At 60.7% G+C, this 17,316-nt stretch carries 17 protein-coding genes; 7 read left to right on the top strand and 10 right to left on the bottom strand.

From position 1 onward, the window contains the following. Positions 1-106 precede the first annotated feature (106 nt). Positions 107-2,611, top strand: coding sequence for a TonB-dependent receptor plug domain-containing protein (locus ACYQ3G_RS16835; RefSeq protein ID WP_459827784.1), 2,505 nt, complete (start codon positions 107-109; stop codon positions 2,609-2,611). A gap of 232 nt (positions 2,612-2,843) precedes the next feature. On the opposite strand, the gene ACYQ3G_RS16830 is transcribed toward ACYQ3G_RS16835, so the two are convergent. The 4 genes from ACYQ3G_RS16830 to ACYQ3G_RS16815 are packed head-to-tail and all read right to left on the bottom strand — an operon-like array spanning position 2,844 to position 5,854. After that, a complete protein-coding gene (locus ACYQ3G_RS16830) occupies positions 2,844-3,761 on the bottom strand; it encodes an amino acid ABC transporter permease (protein ID WP_459827781.1) in 918 nt (305 codons plus the stop codon). Next, positions 3,758-4,564, bottom strand: a complete 807-nt coding sequence (locus ACYQ3G_RS16825; RefSeq protein ID WP_459827778.1) for a transporter substrate-binding domain-containing protein — start codon at positions 4,562-4,564, stop codon at positions 3,758-3,760. The genes ACYQ3G_RS16830 and ACYQ3G_RS16825 overlap by 4 nt, the downstream gene beginning before the upstream one ends. Next, positions 4,552-5,373: an amino acid ABC transporter permease gene (locus tag ACYQ3G_RS16820; protein WP_459827775.1), complete on the bottom strand. Its 822-nt coding sequence runs from the start codon at positions 5,371-5,373 to the stop codon at positions 4,552-4,554. Before ACYQ3G_RS16820 ends, ACYQ3G_RS16825 begins: the two co-directional genes overlap by 13 nt. Before the next feature lie 40 nt (positions 5,374-5,413). Then, on the bottom strand, positions 5,414-5,854 hold the full coding sequence (locus tag ACYQ3G_RS16815; protein WP_459827773.1) for a universal stress protein: 441 nt from the start codon (positions 5,852-5,854) through the stop codon (positions 5,414-5,416). A gap of 306 nt (positions 5,855-6,160) precedes the next feature. Between ACYQ3G_RS16815 and pal the strand changes: the two genes are divergently transcribed. Further along, complete coding sequence (pal, locus tag ACYQ3G_RS16810) at positions 6,161-6,667, top strand: peptidoglycan-associated lipoprotein Pal (protein WP_459827771.1); 507 nt, start codon at positions 6,161-6,163, stop codon at positions 6,665-6,667. 423 nt (positions 6,668-7,090) lie between these two features. On the opposite strand, the gene pspF is transcribed toward pal, so the two are convergent. Next, positions 7,091-8,107, bottom strand: a complete 1,017-nt coding sequence (gene pspF, locus ACYQ3G_RS16805; RefSeq protein WP_459827768.1) for a phage shock protein operon transcriptional activator — start codon at positions 8,105-8,107, stop codon at positions 7,091-7,093. A gap of 171 nt (positions 8,108-8,278) precedes the next feature. Here pspF and pspA point away from each other — a divergent pair, with 171 nt between their 5' ends. From pspA to ACYQ3G_RS16785, 4 genes are all read left to right on the top strand, one after another. Beyond that, a complete protein-coding gene (pspA, locus tag ACYQ3G_RS16800) occupies positions 8,279-8,938 on the top strand; it encodes a phage shock protein PspA (protein ID WP_459827765.1) in 660 nt (219 codons plus the stop codon). Between the two features lie 73 nt (positions 8,939-9,011). Further along, the gene (locus tag ACYQ3G_RS16795; RefSeq protein WP_051306921.1) at positions 9,012-9,233 is read left to right on the top strand and encodes a hypothetical protein; all 222 of its coding nucleotides are present in this window, start codon (positions 9,012-9,014) and stop codon (positions 9,231-9,233) included. After that, positions 9,230-9,670, top strand: a complete 441-nt coding sequence (gene pspC / locus ACYQ3G_RS16790) for an envelope stress response membrane protein PspC (protein WP_459827761.1) — start codon at positions 9,230-9,232, stop codon at positions 9,668-9,670. The genes ACYQ3G_RS16795 and pspC overlap by 4 nt, the downstream gene beginning before the upstream one ends. Positions 9,671-9,694: 24 nt before the next feature. Next, positions 9,695-10,264 carry a hypothetical protein gene (locus tag ACYQ3G_RS16785; RefSeq protein WP_459827758.1) on the top strand — a complete coding sequence of 190 codons (570 nt, stop codon included), beginning with the start codon at positions 9,695-9,697 and terminating at the stop codon, positions 10,262-10,264. A 102-nt stretch (positions 10,265-10,366) separates the two neighbouring features. Here ACYQ3G_RS16785 and ACYQ3G_RS16780 read toward each other — a convergent pair whose 3' ends face one another. The 4 genes from ACYQ3G_RS16780 to ACYQ3G_RS16765 form a co-directional block, all read right to left on the bottom strand. Next, on the bottom strand, positions 10,367-11,896 hold the full coding sequence (locus ACYQ3G_RS16780; RefSeq protein ID WP_459827755.1) for a methyl-accepting chemotaxis protein: 1,530 nt from the start codon (positions 11,894-11,896) through the stop codon (positions 10,367-10,369). Positions 11,897-11,966: 70 nt separating this feature from the next. Next, positions 11,967-12,710, bottom strand: a complete 744-nt coding sequence (gene istB / locus ACYQ3G_RS16775; protein WP_459822251.1) for an IS21-like element helper ATPase IstB — start codon at positions 12,708-12,710, stop codon at positions 11,967-11,969. Continuing rightward, entirely contained in the window at positions 12,704-14,236 is a 1,533-nt protein-coding gene (istA, locus tag ACYQ3G_RS16770) for an IS21 family transposase (RefSeq protein ID WP_459822249.1), read from the bottom strand. The genes istB and istA overlap by 7 nt, the downstream gene beginning before the upstream one ends. Before the next feature lie 203 nt (positions 14,237-14,439). Continuing rightward, positions 14,440-14,664, bottom strand: coding sequence for a hypothetical protein (locus ACYQ3G_RS16765; RefSeq protein ID WP_459827752.1), 225 nt, complete (start codon positions 14,662-14,664; stop codon positions 14,440-14,442). An 807-nt stretch (positions 14,665-15,471) separates the two neighbouring features. Here ACYQ3G_RS16765 and ACYQ3G_RS16760 point away from each other — a divergent pair. Continuing rightward, positions 15,472-15,675 carry a hypothetical protein gene (locus ACYQ3G_RS16760; RefSeq protein ID WP_459827749.1) on the top strand — a complete coding sequence of 68 codons (204 nt, stop codon included), beginning with the start codon at positions 15,472-15,474 and terminating at the stop codon, positions 15,673-15,675. A gap of 45 nt (positions 15,676-15,720) precedes the next feature. On the opposite strand, the gene ACYQ3G_RS16755 is transcribed toward ACYQ3G_RS16760, so the two are convergent. Further along, on the bottom strand, positions 15,721-17,112 hold the full coding sequence (locus ACYQ3G_RS16755) for an IS4 family transposase (RefSeq protein WP_459827746.1): 1,392 nt from the start codon (positions 17,110-17,112) through the stop codon (positions 15,721-15,723). Positions 17,113-17,316: the final 204 nt, after the last annotated feature.

Below are 17,316 nucleotides of genomic sequence, written 5' to 3'. Positions count from 1 at the left end.
ATATTTTGTATGACATTCGTAATTGTGAATCTTCTACTCATGCCTCAAGCAACAGGGCGTGTCGAGTAGCCAAATCCAGGCCCCCCCTGGCCTCGTGGAGAAAAACGTGCGTAAAAAATTCGGTGCGGCACTTCTGGCGCTTTGGCTGCTTGCCGTGGCCGGACCTGTTGCAACCGCATTTTCCGAAGAGCCGCCTCTCCCGGTTCAGGGGGTGGTGACCGGCGCGGACAACGTGGAAGATCCCGCCACGGAGGGGGGGCAGAATCGAACCGGTGATGTGGGCATTGTGTACAGACTCGATGCGGTCAATGTCGTCGCGGACAGACCCGTGCTCGGCAAATCGACCATCGAGGGGGCTGAGTTGCAGTCCATGCCCTCGAGAACGGGCACCATCACGGAAGCCCTCAAGGTCCTGCCGAACGTGCAGTTTTCCAACGAGGAATCCGGTTCCTTGACCATGGGTGAGGTCAGGCCGCCGCGAGTCTCCATTTCCGGCGCCAAACCCTATGAGAACAACTTTCGTGTCGATGGCATGAGCGTCAGCAACACGCTCGATCCGTCCGGGATCGACAAGTACGGTGATGTCCCGAGCTGGACGAACCTGGACATGGGCGGCGCGGACCAGACGTTTTTTCATGACGAGCTCCTGCTTGATTCCGTGACGGTGTACACGAGCAACGTGCCGGTAAAATATGGCAATTTCATCGGCGGAGTCGTGGACGCCGAAACCAGACGGCCTCGCACGGACAGGTGGCACGCTCTTGTCGAGGGACGCCATACGCGCAGTGAATGGTTCGATCTCAGGGGGGTGGATGAGGATTCGGATTCGGCGGAGAATCAGCCCAAGTTTCGTATCCACAGTTTGCAGACGTCGGCCGACGGGCCGGTCACGGACAGGTTGTCCCTTTTGTTCGCCTATGCCAGAAGATGGTCGGATATTCCGTTGCGATACGAAGAGGCTGACGGCTACAGCGAACGCTCCCAGCATCGCACGAGCGAGAATTTTTTCGCCAAGGCGCTCCTGGAGCCCGCGTCGAATCTGACGATCACGCTGGACGCAACCTACGCCCCGTATTCCGAGGCCCGGTGGAGACCGTCATGGCTCGACAGCGACTGGGCGATGGGGAACGAAGCCTTGCGTCTGGGCGGCTCGGCCAAGGTGCGTGCGGACTGGGGCACCCTGACCGGGCGGGCCGCATATGCGCAGAGCGGGTTCAGCCGCGACTCCAAGAGCAACGTCTGGTACAGCGACGCGCTGACGAACGAGAAGCGCGGAGGGGTGGGGGATGGCACTTCCCGGGACCGCAATCTGGATGCGGGCCTGGAACTCGAACTGCCGGAACTGGCCACCGGCGATGTTTTTTGGCGCCTATCGACAGGAGTTGACGTCGCCAACGTGACGACGAACCTGTGGAACGAGGCCGCCCGAGTCGAAGGCTTGACCGCGAAGACCGCGACGGTCATCGACTATTTCGAGTATGACCAGGAAAATACGCTCAACACCGTCGGGTGCTATCTCCAGGCCGAAGTTGAATGGGGGCGGCTGACCCTCACTCCCGGACTGCGGCTCGACTACGACGATTTCTCGTTCAACAGGAACGTCGCTCCCCGTTTCAAGGCGGAACTCGACACGATGGGCGACGGGACCCTGACCCTGGTGGCCGGAGCCAGCCGCTATTACGGCGGCCAGTTGAGGGCCTACGCATTCGACCGCTACAGGCCGAACTACACCACGTCGACCAACCGCGTTACGGGTATCCAGCGCCTTGTCGTCGGCAATGACCGGAACTACGAGGCCAAGGGGCTGAATACCCCCCATTCGGATGAACTCATGGGCGGATTCGTCGGCATGGCGGCCGGATTCGACTACTCGCTTGAACTGGTGCATCGCGATCACCGGGATCAGCTGGTCAGCAAGACAGAAGACAAGGAGACCTACCAGCTGACCAATGACGGCAAGAGCACGTATGACGGCATAACCGCCAGCCTGTCCCGGGCGTTCGAAACGGAGCGCTTTGGCACGCATACGGTGACACTCGGCGCCACAAAGTCACGGCTGAAGACGTTCGATGGCGCGTACGACGGCGACACGAATGTCAATCTGATCTCTGGCGGCTATCCGTACGATTACGACAGGGTCTACTACGAAGGCCAGCTTATCGCCCGCAGCGACCTGCCGGGGGATGATTTCAATGCGCCGTTGGTCGTGACGCTGGACTGGCTCGGCAGCTTCTACGACGAGCGCTTGCGCCTCAACTGCGTTTCCCGGTGGCGGGATTCCACAACCGGGTTGGTGGCCGACAAGCGCGTCGCGGCAGACACGCCCTACGGGACCACGGCGTCCAAGCCGACAACCGAGAGCTCCCAGTGGCTCAACGCCGACGGCGGTTACAACCAGGCCTACAGGGGGGGCGTCATATCCGGCGGACTTATCACGGATGTCTCCCTGGAGTTCGATGTCCTCAAGGAAGAGCTCCTGACCGTGAGCCTGCTGCTTGATGTGTACAACGTCTTCAGTGCGGACCCGCACACGGGTGTCGCCGATGCGGCGGGCCTGCAGGGGTTCGTGAGCGGGCGCGGGTACTACGCTGGCGTCCGCTGCGAATTCTAGGCGGCCGTTCAGAACGCGTTCTGGACTGCGTTGCTCACCGATTTCGAAAGGTTCATGTAGTCGGCTACACTTCACCCCCCGAAATCGGCTCGCGCCTTGCCAGAACACGTTCTGAACGGCCGCCGGTCGGTTCATCCTTATGGGCAGCAAAGGGGCTTTGATCGCTTGCCTTACATCCGGGCGGGTTCTGGACTGCCGCCGTTCTTCGCCAATCCATGAGCGAGGGGGGCGATCAGACCGTGTATCTTCTTTGCAGGCGCTGTTCCAGACGGGTTGCGGCCAGGGAGCAGGAGAAGGTCAGGGCGAAGTACAGCAGGGCCACGCAGGTCCAGACCTCCATGGTCAGGTAGGTCGTGGCCATGAGCTGCATCCCCTGGAAGGTCAGTTCCTGGATGGAGATGACCGAGACGATGGCCGAGTCCTTGATGGTGGAGATGATCTGGCCGGCCAGGGGCGGGATCATGTTCCGCACGGCCTGGGGCATGATGATGAACAGCAGCAGTTGCGGGCGCGGGAAACCCAGGGCGCGTCCCGCCTCCCACTGTCCCGCGCCGACCGAGGACACGCCGCCGCGCACGATTTCCGCGACGTAGGCGCCTTCGTAGAGCCCCAGGGTGAACGCCGCCGTGACGAACGCGTCGACCTGGTCGATGCGTCCGACGAGCACGCCGGCTATGGCCTTGACCCACTCCGGGGCCGTGCGCAGGGCGTCCTGCAAGCCGATGGCCGGGGCGATCTGGTCGGCCAGGAAGAAATAGCACAGGAAGACGAGCACCAGGGGCGGCAAGTTGCGGCACAGTTCGACATAGGTGCCGCCCACCAGGCGCAGGTACAGGCTGGGGCTTGTTCGGGCCATGCCGGCCCACACGCCCAGGAACAGGGCGATGACGGCGGACCAGCAAGTCAGGCGGATGGTCGTGAACACGCCCTGGAGCAGCAGGCCCGGACGTCCATCCTCCCGCAGCAGGTAGTGCCCGAGCACGTGCCATTCCCAGGCCGCGCCGCCGAGGGCCTGCACCCGCCAGACGACAAACGCCAGACCTGCCGTCAGCAGTCCCAGCAAAACGAAATCAAGCCGGTTCAGGCCCGGCCGGCGGCGTCCCCCCGGGCGGGGCGCGCCTGCGGAATCCGGGCGCGTTGCTGGCCTCACTTGATCTGCGCTTCCCAGTCCACGGTTTTGAACCAGTAGTTATAGCGTTCGGCAAGCCACCCCTCGGACTCGGCCACCAGAATCCAGTTGTTCAGGAAGTTCAGGAAGTCGGCGTCGCCCTTGCGCACGGCGAAGCCGATGGGCTCCTTGGTGAACGTATCCCCGGCCAGGGGCAGGTAGAGCTTGTCCTTGTTGCGGATGGCCTGCTGCTCCGGGAAGGGGGCCGAGGCAACCATGGCGTGGGCCCGGCCGTTCAGGACCTCCTGCAGGGCCTGGGCCTCGTCGTCGAACATGCGCACCGTGGCCCTGGGCATGTGCTTCTTGGCCGCGGCTACGGACGTGGCTCCGGTCTTGGCGGCCAGGACGATCTCGGGCTTGTCGAAGTCGGCCAGGGCGGACAGCCCCGGCGCGGCCGCCGTGCTGGCGACCATGGACATGCCCGAAAACTCGTAGGGGTTGCTGAAGTTGACCTTGAGGTTTCGGGCCGGCTGGATGCCCATGCCGCCGATGATGATGTCGAACTTTCCGGTTAGCAGCGACGGGATGATGCCCGACCACTTGGTGGGCACGAACTCGACCTGCACGCCCATGTCCGCGGCCAGGCGGCGGGCGACGTCGATCTCGAAGCCGATGTACTCGCCGTTCTTGTCCTTCATGGCCCATGGCACGAAGGTGTCGAAGCCCACGCGTAGCACCCCGCGCTCAAGGGCCTGGTCCAGTACGCTTTTTTCTGCGGCCCGCCCGTCTGCGGGAAATGTTCCGAGAATCAGGCTGCACAGCAGTATAAGGATCATTCTGTACATGAGTCCTCCAGATGGGGTGTAGGTGACTGCCTTTCCAGAAGTCTGGCCAGCGACGACAGGATGCCGGTGAAAAGCAGGTAAATGGCGGCAACGACGAACCAGATCTCAAAGCTGAGAAAGGTTTCGGCCACGATGGCCTGGCCGTGCATGGTCAGGTCGTAGATGGCGATGGTCGAGACCAGGGCGGAGTCCTTGATCAGAGACACGCCCTGGCTGGTCAGCGGTGGCAGGATGTTGCGCAGGGCCTGGGGCAGGATGACCTGGCGGTAGATGGCGCCCCTGGTCATGCCCAGGCTCAGGGCGCCTTCCCACTGCCCCCGCGGGATGGCGAGGATGCCCGCGCGGATGATCTCGGACGCGTAGGCCCCCTCGAACAGCGACAGGGCCAGCACCGCCGAGGCCAGGCGGCCCAGGCCAACGGCCGGGGCGAGGACGAAGTAGATGAAGAAGATCTGGACCAGCAGGGGCGTGTTGCGGATCAGTTCCAGGTAGACGCGGGCCAGGGCCCGGCCGACCAGGGAGCCGGACAGGCGCAGCAACGCCGTGCCCAAGGCGAGGACCGCGGCGCCGGCCAGACCCAGGCCCGAGACCAGCAGCGTGACGCCCGCCCCCTGCAGCAGAGGTCCGGGGCTCCCGTCGGGCAGCAGGATGAACCGCGGGACACGGTACCACTGCCAGTTATAGCCCATGGTTTCCGCGCCGCCGAGGACGGCCCAGGCCACGCCGAGCATGGTCAGGACATACGCGCAGACGGCGCAGGGCGTGCCGCAGCGGCAGCGCAGGCGAGAGAGCGGAGAGCCGGTGTCCATGGAAAAGGGGTCCTGCGGCCCGAAGGCCGCAGGGTGGAAATCATTCGGGGCGCAGGGTCATGACCGGCACGGGGGATGTCTTGACCACCTTCTCCGCCACGGAGCCGAAGAGAAGGCGGTTCAGGCCCTGCCGGCCATGGGTGGCCATGATGATGATGTCCGCCTTGTCCGCTTCCGCAAGGTTGACGATGGCCTCGGCCGCGTCGCCGCTGACGACCTTGCCCGTGGCGCTGACGCCCTCGAAGTGCTTGGCCACGAAGTCCCCCATGGTCTTCTCCGCGCCGCTGACGATGTCACCGACGAGCTGCGGCAGGGACGCCGCGGGCAGGTCGAAGATCTCGTACTGGATCATGGACGGCGCCACGTAGACCACGAGGACGTCGGAGCCGAATTTGAGGGCGAACTCGCGGGCAGTCCTGGCGATGGCCGCGCTGGCGTCCGAAAAATCCACAGGGCAGAGAATTTTCTTGAACATGCTCATGGCTCTACCTCCCGGTAATTATTTCATTTGTGTGTATGGTCTGTTCCATGCACAGAAATTACCACAGCTGAAAATCATTGCAAGGATGAGCTGCCGAAAACACGGCGGGCCCTCATTGCCGGGCAGTTCGTCCCTCCCCCCTGCCCGACTGGCCCGAGCCGTGCGCCTGCGGGCCATCCCGGGCAAAAAAAATGCGGCAACCATGCAGATTCCATCTATTCAACGAAAAAGAAATAGTGTACTTTCCCACGCATCGATTTATTCCATTTTCACAATTTAAACTGTTTTTGCAAAAAGGGGAATCTCATGAGGAAGTTGACTGTACTGTTGATGCTGGTGTTTGCGCTGGCCATGGCCGGCGGTTGTGCGAAGAAAGTTGCCTCCACCCCGGCGGGCACCACCGCCTCCGGCGCCGGCGAAGGTTCCGCCGCCGCTCCGAGTGGCGTGAATGACGCCCAGCTCAAGGCCATCGACAAGATCGGCGCCGACCGCATCTACTTCGCCTTCGACAAGAGCGATCTGACCGAAGAGTCCCGCCAGATCCTGACCGAGAAGTCCGAGCTGCTGAAGTCTTTCCCGGCCCTGTCCCTGCTGGTCGAGGGTCACTGTGACGAGCGCGGCACCAACGAATACAACATGGCCCTCGGCGAGCGCCGCGCCCGCGCTGCCTATGACTACCTGGTCATGATGGGCATCGAGCCCACCAGACTGAGCATCATGAGCTACGGCGAAGAGCGTCCCGCTGTCGCCGGCGCCAACGAAGAAGCCTGGTCCAAGAACAGACGCTGCGAGTTCAAGGCCACCGCCAACTAGTTCCCGTAGTTTCCGGCCAGGTTCTTCGAGCCCGGTCGGAATGCCAGGACGAGTTTCAAACCGCTCCCTCACGGGGGCGGTTTTTTTTGGGGGCAACCGGGTCGCGCGTCCATGGGCTTATGCATCGCGACAGGTCGGCTTTTAGACTCGTTCAGTTGGGATGGCTCGTCGTGGACGCCAGTCATTGCGAGGAGTCATCGACGCTGCAATCCAGTTTTTCACTGTTTTTTTGGTTGAAATTTCGGTGCAAGCCGAAGATGGATCTCGCGCGTTGCCCGACCAGGCCGCGCTGCGCTCGCGATGACGGCGACGGGACTCCTGTGGGTATGTCCCGTGCTCAACGGTCAGCGACGTCAGTGGGTATCGGGTGATAGCTTGTACGCTCTCGCCTGATGAGCATTTTGGGTCCGGCGGCGCGAGCGGTCACAGCGTATCCCTGAGTCTGCGGAACAAACCCCGGAACTGGTGGTAGGTCAGCCCGAGAAGTTCCGCGGCGCGTTTCTGGTTGTGACGGCTGCGTTCCAGCGCGATGCGCAGGTAGGATGCCTCGACCTCGCGCAGGGCCTCCGGCAACGGCAGGCCAAGGTCTGCAAGGCGCGGCTCGTTGCCGGCGGCGTGATCCGGGGGCGTCGGCAACGGTCTGTGGGACGTTGCCCTGGTGCCCGAACCGAACGGGTCGAAGTCCACATCGGTCACTGCCATGCCTTCGGCCCGGTAGACGGCCCGTTCCACCACGTTGCGCAACTCCCGCACATTCCCCGGCCAGGCATGGCGTAGCAGCGCCGCCATGGCCCCGTCCGAAAAGGCCGGGCGTTCGGCCAGGCCCAGGCTCACGGCCATGCGCGATGCGAAGTGTCCGGCCAGCAGTTCCACGTCCCCCTCGCGTTCGCGCAGAGGCGGGATGGTCAGGACCTCGAAGCTCAGTCGGTCCAGCAGGTCCTCCTTGAATTTCCCCTCCCTGGCCAGCGTCGGCAGGTCGGCGTTGGTCGCGCCGATCAGGCGGACGCTGACTTCGACGGATGCGCCGCCGCCAACGCGGTCGAAGGTTCCGTATTCCGCCACGCGCAGAATTTTTTCCTGGGCCTCCATGGACAGGTTGGCGATCTCGTCCAGAAAGAGGGTGCCGCCGTCGGCGCTCTCGAAGCGCCCCTTGCGCCTGGTCACGGCTCCGGTGAAGGCCCCGGCCTCGTGCCCGAACAGTTCGGAGTCCAGAAGGGATTCGGCCAGAGCCGCGCAGTTGAGCGTGACGAAAGGGCCCTGCCAGCGCGTCGACAGATAGTGCAGTCGCGCCGCGGCGAGTTCCTTGCCGGTCCCGCGCTCCCCGATGATGAGAACGGGCCGGTCCACGCGCGCGACCTTGGATAGGCGTTCCTGGAAGTGCAGGAACGCGTCGGATTGTCCGAGGGCTTCCAGAGGCGGATGTCTCGATATGGTATTCATAACCATATTATGGTTTATTTAGCCAAATATTGCAATAAATAGCCGATCGCCCTTGCTGATGATTCTCCAGCGTGCCGTAATTTCAATGTGTTGCGAATAAGCCGGCCATGGCACGTGTCATGCTTGATCAGCTGCGATCGAAGACAGCAACTGGCATCATGGGAGGACGACATGAGCATTTTCACCCGGTTCAAGGATATCGTCAGCGCGAACATCAATTCCATGCTGGACAGGGCCGAAGAACCCGAAAAGATGATCCGGCTGATGATCCAGGAGATGGAGGAAACCCTTGTGGAGCTGAAGGCCTCATGCGCCGGCCTCATGGCTGATCAGAAGCGCATCGTGCGCGAGCAGGATCAGGCCCGCGCCGGCATCGGGCTCTGGGACGGGCGGGCCAGCCTGGCCATGGACCGGGGTCGCGAGGATCTGGCCCGCGAGGCCCTGGCCGAAAAGCTCGCGGCCGAGCGCGCCTGCGACGGCCTGGAGCGCGAAGTGGAGCGCTTTTCCGTGCTCATCGAGCAGGCCCGCGAGGATATCGATCTTCTGGAGGCCAAGCTCGAATCGGCCAAGGAGCGGCAGCGCAGCCTGGCCAAGCGCGTGGTCCGCGCCGATCAGCGCCTGAAGGCCCGCGCCAACGCCACCCGCGCGCAGTCCGCCGGGGTGCTCATGCGGTTCGACCAGTTCGAGCAGCGCATCGAGCGCATGGAGGCCGAGGCCGAGCTGGCGGCGCCGCGCCGCGGACGCGATCTGGAACAGGAGTTCGCGCTGCTCGAAGGCGGGGACGAGATCGAGGAGCAGCTGGCGGCCATGCGCTCCTCCAGACAGAAATGACGGTTCGTGAAATTGTGTTTGGCTCGGGCGGCGGCTTCGGCTACGCAGGAACGAACATCCAAGGAGTACGCGCATGGAACATCTTTTGAGCTTTTTCGTCATCCTCATGGCGGCGGGCCTGCTGCTGATCGGCGCGGTGATCTTCGGGATCATCCGTCTGTTCACGCGCACTGGCCGCGAAGGGGGCGAAAGCGAGGCGCAGATGATCCAGGAGATGTATCAGGGCCTGGCGCGCATGGAAGAGCGCATCGAGACCCTTGAGACGATCCTGCTGGAGAAGGAGAAGCAGTCGTGAAGGCATACGGATACGGAGGCCGCCGCATGGGCCGCGAGAGGGGCTTCGGCTCGCGCTGGCGTCGGCCCATCGAGGAACGGCGCAGGCTGTACCGCGCGCGCGACGGGATGTTTTTGGGCGTGTGCTCGGGGCTGGCCAGGCAGTTCGACCTGTCGGTGGGACTCCTGCGTGCCATCGTGGTCGTCCTGTTCCTGATCACGGGCATCTGGCCCGTCGGGCTCTTGTACCTCATCGCGGCCCTGGTTATGAAGATGGAGCCCGTGGTGCCCATCCGCAACACCGACGAGCAGGAATTCTACGATTCCTATTCCACCTCCAGAACCGGCGCCCTGGAGCGCATCAAGCGCAAGTTCGAGAGCCTGGACCGGAGGCTTCGGCGCATGGAGGACGTGGTCACCAGCCGCGATTTCCAGTGGGATCGCCGTATGCGGAGCTGAGCATCGTTCGACACTGGAGGAAGCATGAAGGAAACACCCCGCCAAGGCGGATCGTTGCAGGAAGACAACACCTCTCACCGACATGGCGGTGCGGGCTGGCCGAGACGTCTGCTCGCCGGCGCGCTCATCGTCGCCTGCGTGGGCGTTGCGGCCGTGTCTTGGGACGATTCCAGGGAGCCGATGGATGCTTCAGGCGGCCAGGAGGAACGCGGTCAACCCGTTCCACGCATCGTGCCTGAAGCTGCGCTGGGCGCTTATTCGCAGGCCGTGTCCGAGTCCTGGTCTTGGGGTGAACGTGCCTCCGGGGAGAGCCGGACAGGCCGGGACGGCTTGATCGTCCTGGCCGCAGCCGACCCGGAAAAGGACGCGAAGCTCGAAGGCTGGCGCGAGGAAGGCATCCGCATGGCCGCCGAGCTGACCGGCATTCCCGAGGCCTTCTTCCGCTGGCTGCAGGATAAGGGCGTGCCCGTCGGGGAGTTCATGCGCTTTCTCATGCCGTTTCTGGAATGGCTCGAGATGGTCGAACCGCACAACGGGACCGGGCCCTCCCCAAAGCCCCAGCCGCAGGACAAGCCGCGGGAAACGGCCGTCTGATCCGCTTGCGTCCCCTTCGGCGGGAACTCTTTCCCTCTGACGCGCAAGAACGCCGCGACCGGTCGCCCCTGACCGTCCGCGGCGTTCTTTTTTTGCCCTTGCCTAGATCGTGAAGCGGCCGACCATCTCCCGCAATTGCGCGGCCAGCCTGGAGAGATCCGACAGGTTGTCACGGACCAGCGAGCAGCCGGAGCGGATGTCGGAGGCGACTGCGTCCACCGCGGCGATGTCCGCGGCGATCTCGCCCGAAGCGGCCGACATGTTCGACGTGCGTCCGTTGGCGTCCCGGACCCCACCTGTGGCCTCGGCGATGTTCGTGGCCAGTTCGCGGGTCACGGCCGACTGTTCGTCGATGGACGCCGCGATGGACACCACGAAGCTGTTCACATCGCCGATGACCCGCACGATGCCCTCGATGTTGGCCACGGCGCTGCCCGTCGCGCCCTGGATCGACTCGATCTTGGCCCTGATGTCGTCCGTGGCCTGTGCGGCCTGGCGGGCCAGTTCCTTGATCTCGTTGGCGACCACGGCAAACCCTTTGCCGGCGTCGCCGGCCCGGGCCGCCTCGATGGTGGCGTTCAGGGCCAGCAGGTTGGTCTGGCTGGAGATGTCGGCGATGGTCGCCGTGACCTTGCCGATTTCGTCGGCCGAAGCGCCGAGCTCCCGCAGCACCCTGGCGAAACTTTCGACCTGGGCGGACGCGCTGTCCGTCGTCACGCGGGCCCGTTCGGAGTTTTCCGCGATCTCGGCGATGGTCGAGGTCATCTCTTCGGTGGCGCCGACCACGGAGGCGAGGTTGGTCGATGTCTGTTCCATGCTCGCGGCCACGGACACGGTGCCGGCGTTCATTTCACGGGCCGCAACCGTCACGGCGGTCGTGTTGTCGGACAGGATGTGGATGCCGGAGGTGGTCTGGGCGGCGAAGGCGGAGAAGTTCTCCACGGACGCGGTCAGGGTCTGCACGCCCTCCTGCATGTTGCGCAGCAGGCCCCGGGTGTTTGCGATCATGGACCCGTAGGCCCGCCCCAGGTCGCCGATCTCGTCCACACGCGCCAGGATCGTATCCGGAACGTCCCGGGAAAAATCCCCTTGGGCGAGGTGGCCCGTGAACCCCACGCAGTCGGTGATGGGCCGGATCATTCTCCTGGCGAAGAAGATGATGCCGGGGATCATGGCCGCCGTGATGACGGCGAAACACAGGGTCATGTGCCAAAGCAGGCTCATGGACATGGCCCGGACGCTCCCGGCGGTGATGTCCACGCCGATGACGGCGTCCAGCCTGCCGTCCGGGGTCTTGATGGGCGCGTAGGCGCTCAGGAAAGTCCCCCACTGGTCTTCGTAGAAGTCCTTTTCCACTGCCGGCGCGGCAAGGCTCTGGGCCGCCTGCTCCATGAGGGGGGTGGGGTCGTCGTAGACGTCGCCGAGATGGGATTTTTCCTCCTCGTCGGCATCGACGACGAAGACGATGGACCCGTCGGCGCTGCGCCTGAACGTGTAGACGAACTGGATGTCCGAACTGTTGGCCTTGATGCCGCGAAGGGTTTCGGCAATCCGGGCGTAGGCCTCGCCCTGCTCGTCCTCGGGTGCGCATTCCGGAGAAACTGAACACTGATTCCATGCCAAACTGAACACGCGTTCCGGCTGAAACTGACCAGGAAATCGAAGCGAAGCGACGCTGGTTTTGGAACGCTATGGGAACTGGTCAGTTGGGGTCAATGATGGATTTCATCTTCCGCATGGATTCTCCTTTGAGGTTGAGCTGGTAGGCGTTGTGGACGAGACGGTCGAGAATGGCGTCGGCCATTGTCGCGTCAGCGAGGTAGTCGTGCCAGGCCGCGACGGGCAGTTGGCTGGTGACGATGGTCGAATGCCTTCCGTGACGGTCTTCGAGCAGTTCAAGCAGTTCCCTGCATGCGGCTGGGGTCATCGGAGCCAGCCCCCAGTCGTCGAGCACGAGCAGAGGGGTTTTGGCAAAGGACCGCATGAGCTTTCCGTACCGGCCGTCGGCTTTGGCGATCAGCAGATCCTCCATGAGCCGAGGCAAGCGCATGTACAGGGCGTCGAAGCCTTCCAGACAGGCCTTGTGAGCCAGGGCGCAGGCCAGAAAGCTCTTCCCTACGCCGGTCGGTCCAGTGATGAGCACGTTGTGTCCCTTGCCGATCCAGGAGCAGGAGCCCAGGCCCATAACCAAGGGTTTGTCGAGACCCCTTGGAGTGTGGAGGTCGATGTCCTCGAAGCAGGCCGCGTGCCTGAGCTTTGCCCTCTTCAGTCTGGTCGTAAGACGGCGGTTCATGCGGTGCATCTTTTCGCGGTCGATGAGAAGCGCCAAGCGCTCTTCAAAGGACAGTTCTTCGATGCCCTGCATGGCCCGCTGTTCCTCCAGAGCCCTGGCCATGCCGCCAAGGCCGAGGGCATTGAGAGTCTGCGTGGTTGGGTGACTCAGCATGAGGCCTCCTTGCGATAGTATTCCGGGCCGCGCACGTTGTCGTGGTGTATGGAGGTCTGATCAGCGTTGCGGATCGGCAACGGCAGACGGTCCAGTCCGGTCTTGAGGATGGACTTGAGGCTTTTCTGAGAAAGGGCGCCCAGATGCAGCGCCCGTTCGCAGGCCGCGTCCAGGCGTTCGGGACCGTGCTCCTTGGCCAGCCCAATGACGCCCAGGCAGGATCTGTAGCCCTGCACAGGATGTTTGCGCGAGTCTATGATGGCCTCGGCCAGCGCAAAGACATTGGGGCCGAGCTTCCGTGCCCATTCCATGATGCGCTCCGGGGTCCAGCCCGCGTATTCTTGGTGGCTCTTGGGCATGTGTTCCATCACGGTCGTATGCCGTCCTTTCTGCATGGACCTAGGATGCACGGACACGCGCTGGCCCTTGTGGAAGCATTCCACGCTGGTGGCCGTGATCCGAACGTCGACACGTTTTTTGATGAGGCTGCACGGCACGGAGTAATAATGCCCGTCCACTTCGACATGGTAGTCGATGTTGACCGTGGCCTGCTTCCACTCGGCAAAGACGTAAGGGGCGCACGGCAGCGGGAGGAGTGCTGGCTTGTCGAGGGTTTCGAAAGCCTCCCTTCGGCTGCCCGGCAGCTTTTTGAACGGTCGGGAGTTGAGGTCGGCTACCAGGGCGGCGATGGCAAGGTTGGCTTCGTGCAGGGACAGAAAGATCCGGTTGCGCAGTCTGGCCAGAATCCAACGCTCCACAATCTGCACGCCGACCTCAACCTTGGCCTTGTCCTTGGGCTTGCGCACCCTGGCCGGGATGACGGCCGAGCCGTAGTGTGCAGCCATGTCGTCGTAGGTCGGATTGATGTCGGGCTCGTAGCGGCAGGCTTTGTTGACGCCCGACCGCAGATTGTCGGGGACAAGCAGATGCGGGGCGCCGCCGAAAAAGGTGAAGGCGCGGACATGGGAGCCGATCCAGTCCGGCAGGCCCTGCGTCCACGTGGCCTCGGCAAAGGTGTAGTTGCTGGCACCAAGCACGGTCACAAAGATCTGGGCCTCGCGAACCTTGCCGCTGAACGGGTCCTGGATGGGAAGGGTCTGGCCGGCGTAGTCAATGAAAGCCTTTTCCCCGGCCAGATGGATTTGGCGCATGGATGGCTTGAGTTTGCTGACGAAGGCGCGGTAGCGGTCGCAGAAGCAACTGTATTGCAAGCCGTCGGGTTGCTCTGCCTTGTACTCCTCCCAGAGCAGAAGCAGGGTCACAGAGCGTCGTTTGCGCTCTATGTGGACGTCGGCCCAGTTCGGCTCCGGCCGCTTCACAGTGCTCGGCGGCAGGGGCGGAAAGAGCAGGCTCTCAATATCCGAGTCGGACAAGCCGGGCGGCAAAGGCCAACCTATATTGGCCGCCCGAGATCGACGCAGATACTCGATTGCGGTGTTGTGTGAAATGCTGAGGCTCTGACCGATCTGTCGCACGGTCAGCCCTGATTGAAAGTGAAGTCGTAAGACGTCTTTGATCTTGCGCATGGATAACCTCGAATTGGCCATGGGCACCTCCTGAAAAGGAGTATGCCCGAGTTATCCAGCGCCGCACCCGCTGAGGAAATTTTTCCCGTGGGATCGAACACGACCCGGTGTTCAGTTTGTTCCGGAATCGGTGTTCAGTTTCCCATGGATTCCGTGTTCAGTTTGCCGCGGAATCGGTGTTCAGTTTGCTCCGGAATCCATGTTCAGCTTGGATCGGAATACGCATCCTCGGGAACCTGAAGCCGGGCGTGGTCTTCGGCCGCGACGCTCATGGCGCCCAAGGCGGCATAGTCCCGGACTCTGGTCCGGATGCTTTCTATCTGCTGTTCCCTGGCGGTGTTGTATGACAGGAATACAAGAAGTGCGGATCCAAAGACCCACAGAAAGAATACAACGAGGATGAGCTTGGTCCTGATTTTCATGTTCATGCGTTTACCGGTTGTCCACTGCCTGATGTTGCTGGAAGATGATCTGTTTCCGTCGGAGCGTTGCTGAGATTCTATTAATAATAATGATTATTTTTTATCTCGATAATGTATGACAGTAATGCATTTGTACTGAACGCTGCATGATGATCGATGGGAAAATGAATTTGCGATATGTACACGAGTGTAAACCCGCGCACAAGGATTTTGTCGAGAAGTCTTTCTTGCATTGTGTGTAATACATGCACGCCGACTCCGACGTCGTATCATATGGCGGAGTGTCTTGCGTCAGCAGGGCGCACGAGCAGACATCGTGAGGCTGCCCGGCTTGGATCGCAGACATTGACCGGGTCAGGTGCCCCCGGAGGGGGCAGTATTGGACGCCGATGGTGGGGAGCTTTTCGATGTCGGTTGATAATCATGATGCTGCCCTGATGGTATCATCATGATTTTTCATGTCATTATTCCAACAACAATTTTTGTATGACATGCCGGAATGATGCGCTGGTATGATTCTTTTGATTTCAGCGTGATGTATGACATGTTTAGTTTTTGATAATAAAATTTAACAAGATATTATGGAGAGCCTGAAAGAGCACGCACGTTAATCTCCTTTTGTATGACCAATCTTCAGACATGATATCGCGTTGCGAATCATTTCTGCATGAAAATCATATCTCAAAATATTCACTAATAGTACATTTGTGCTTGATGAAATGAGCGCTATTCATGTAAATGATTGCGTGATGCTTTTGTTGTGTCTGTCGGGATAAATGCCTGGATCGGCCGTGCCATGGTGAAGGAGAGTGGATGCGGCGTGTCCGATTCAGACGGAACGAGATCAGCGAGGTCTTCATGCGCGTCTGGTTGCCGGATTTCATTTACAAACCGTTCCCGCTCATCGTCGCAACCATCGGCCTGCTCGGCTGTTTCGCCGGCACGGCGCCCAGCATGGGGCTGGGCGGTTCCCTCATCCTCTACAGCGGCGGGGTGCTGTGCATGCGCCAGCGCTAGCCGGCCTGACGAAAGTTCTCAAGCTTAATAACTCGACTTTCGGGGTTAGCAATTAGCAGCTAACAACCTTTGTTCATTGAAAATATAATCGAAATTGTGCCCCAAACTACGCATTCCTTGTTGGAAAGCCTCAAGCAGTATGCGTTCTGTCTGGCTCTGAGCTTCGCCAAGTTTCTTTAGGTTTTCCAGGGTGATGCCTAGGATTTGGCACAGTGCCTTGACGAGATTGCAGTCCTCTGCCTCTTCGCAACAACGATGGAACAGCAGACCGAGGGTTCTTGGATCTTCCGTCCTGCGCTTCTCGATGCTCAGAAAAATGTATCTGGTCATCACGATGGTCGTGTGGGCGATGAGGGCATCGAAGTCCCGGCTTTGGCAGCCTTTCTCCAGTTCCAGATGCTGCTTGGCCGTGCGGAAGAATACTTCGATGTCCCAACGCTTGCCGTAAATGCGGACAACGTCTTCATCGGCAATGGTGAGGTCAGTGGTAAGCACGGCCAGCCAGTCTTTCTTGTGCTTGTTTCGCACGAAGACGAGTTTGGCCTTGAGGCCATCCTTGAACTCAATTTGGGCGTTGGCCAGGATCTTGGCTCTGCCTCTGCGTTTGCGGATCTGGCTGTAAATCTGCGTCACGTCCATCTTCTGTCCTTCGAAGATGTAGTGGATCTTGGGCGTGCGTTTGACCATGCAGATGACGGGGATGTGCTTGCACACATCGGAGATCAGGGTGGGCATGGCGAACCAACTGTCCATGAGGAGGTACTTGGCCTTGATGCCGGCCTTCAGCGCACGCACAATCATGGGCTCAACCAGTTCTGTCGATTTGGTCACAGCCTCCTGACGCCGCCGCGCACCGCATGATCTTTTATCAAGGTCTTTGGAAACTTCTTGGTATCGTTGCTTTTTGTTCGCAGAAGAGCGCAGCGCAAAGTCCAGAGGTAAAAGGGTTGATCCATCGGACCATGCCAAGGTGAGCAATTTGAAACCCTTGAGGAATCGCCCAGTCGTATGGTCATGAACTTTGGCCAACAGTTCAACCTTCTTCGATCTGGGACGCTCAATGGTGGAATCATCAAGAATAAGCACGGATTCGCGATCTTTGCTGGTCAACCCGTCTATAAATTCATGAACGCCAAAGGCCAGTTTGAGCAAGAATCTTCTCCAACCGAAATTGCTTGAGCGCATAAACTCATAGATGGCATCTTTTCCGACATCGCTTTTAGGATTGATGACGATGCTTCGATAGATATTCTTTCCAATGAACGGAAGAACAAAAATGTTCAGAAGAATAGTCAAAGCAGAATATCCTCTTGCTTTCTTGATACTTGAATTTCGCGCAATGGTCGCAATTCCGAACTGACTGAAAAACGAATCGATTCTGCTCTCACACTCGTTTTTAATGAGTTGCAAATCGATGGCATTATTTGTAGTTTGCATGCGGGGATTCCTTTTTTTGTGTTCTGTTGTGTGGTAACAAAAGAACTACTACAGAAGGAGGATCCCCTCAATCAAAATATTCAATTATTCTCGATAGATTTCTTTTTCAGCGACTTTACTAACAACCCCGAAAGTCGAGTTAATAACGGCGATCCCCTGTCCAATGATTGGGGAGCACCTCTTCTTGTGTCCAAATGAAGAGGA

This window comes from Desulfomicrobium salsuginis (assembly GCF_054657795.1).
The sequence above is the reverse complement of the archived record's forward strand: the minus strand, read 5'-3'. Positions and strand labels throughout refer to the sequence as shown.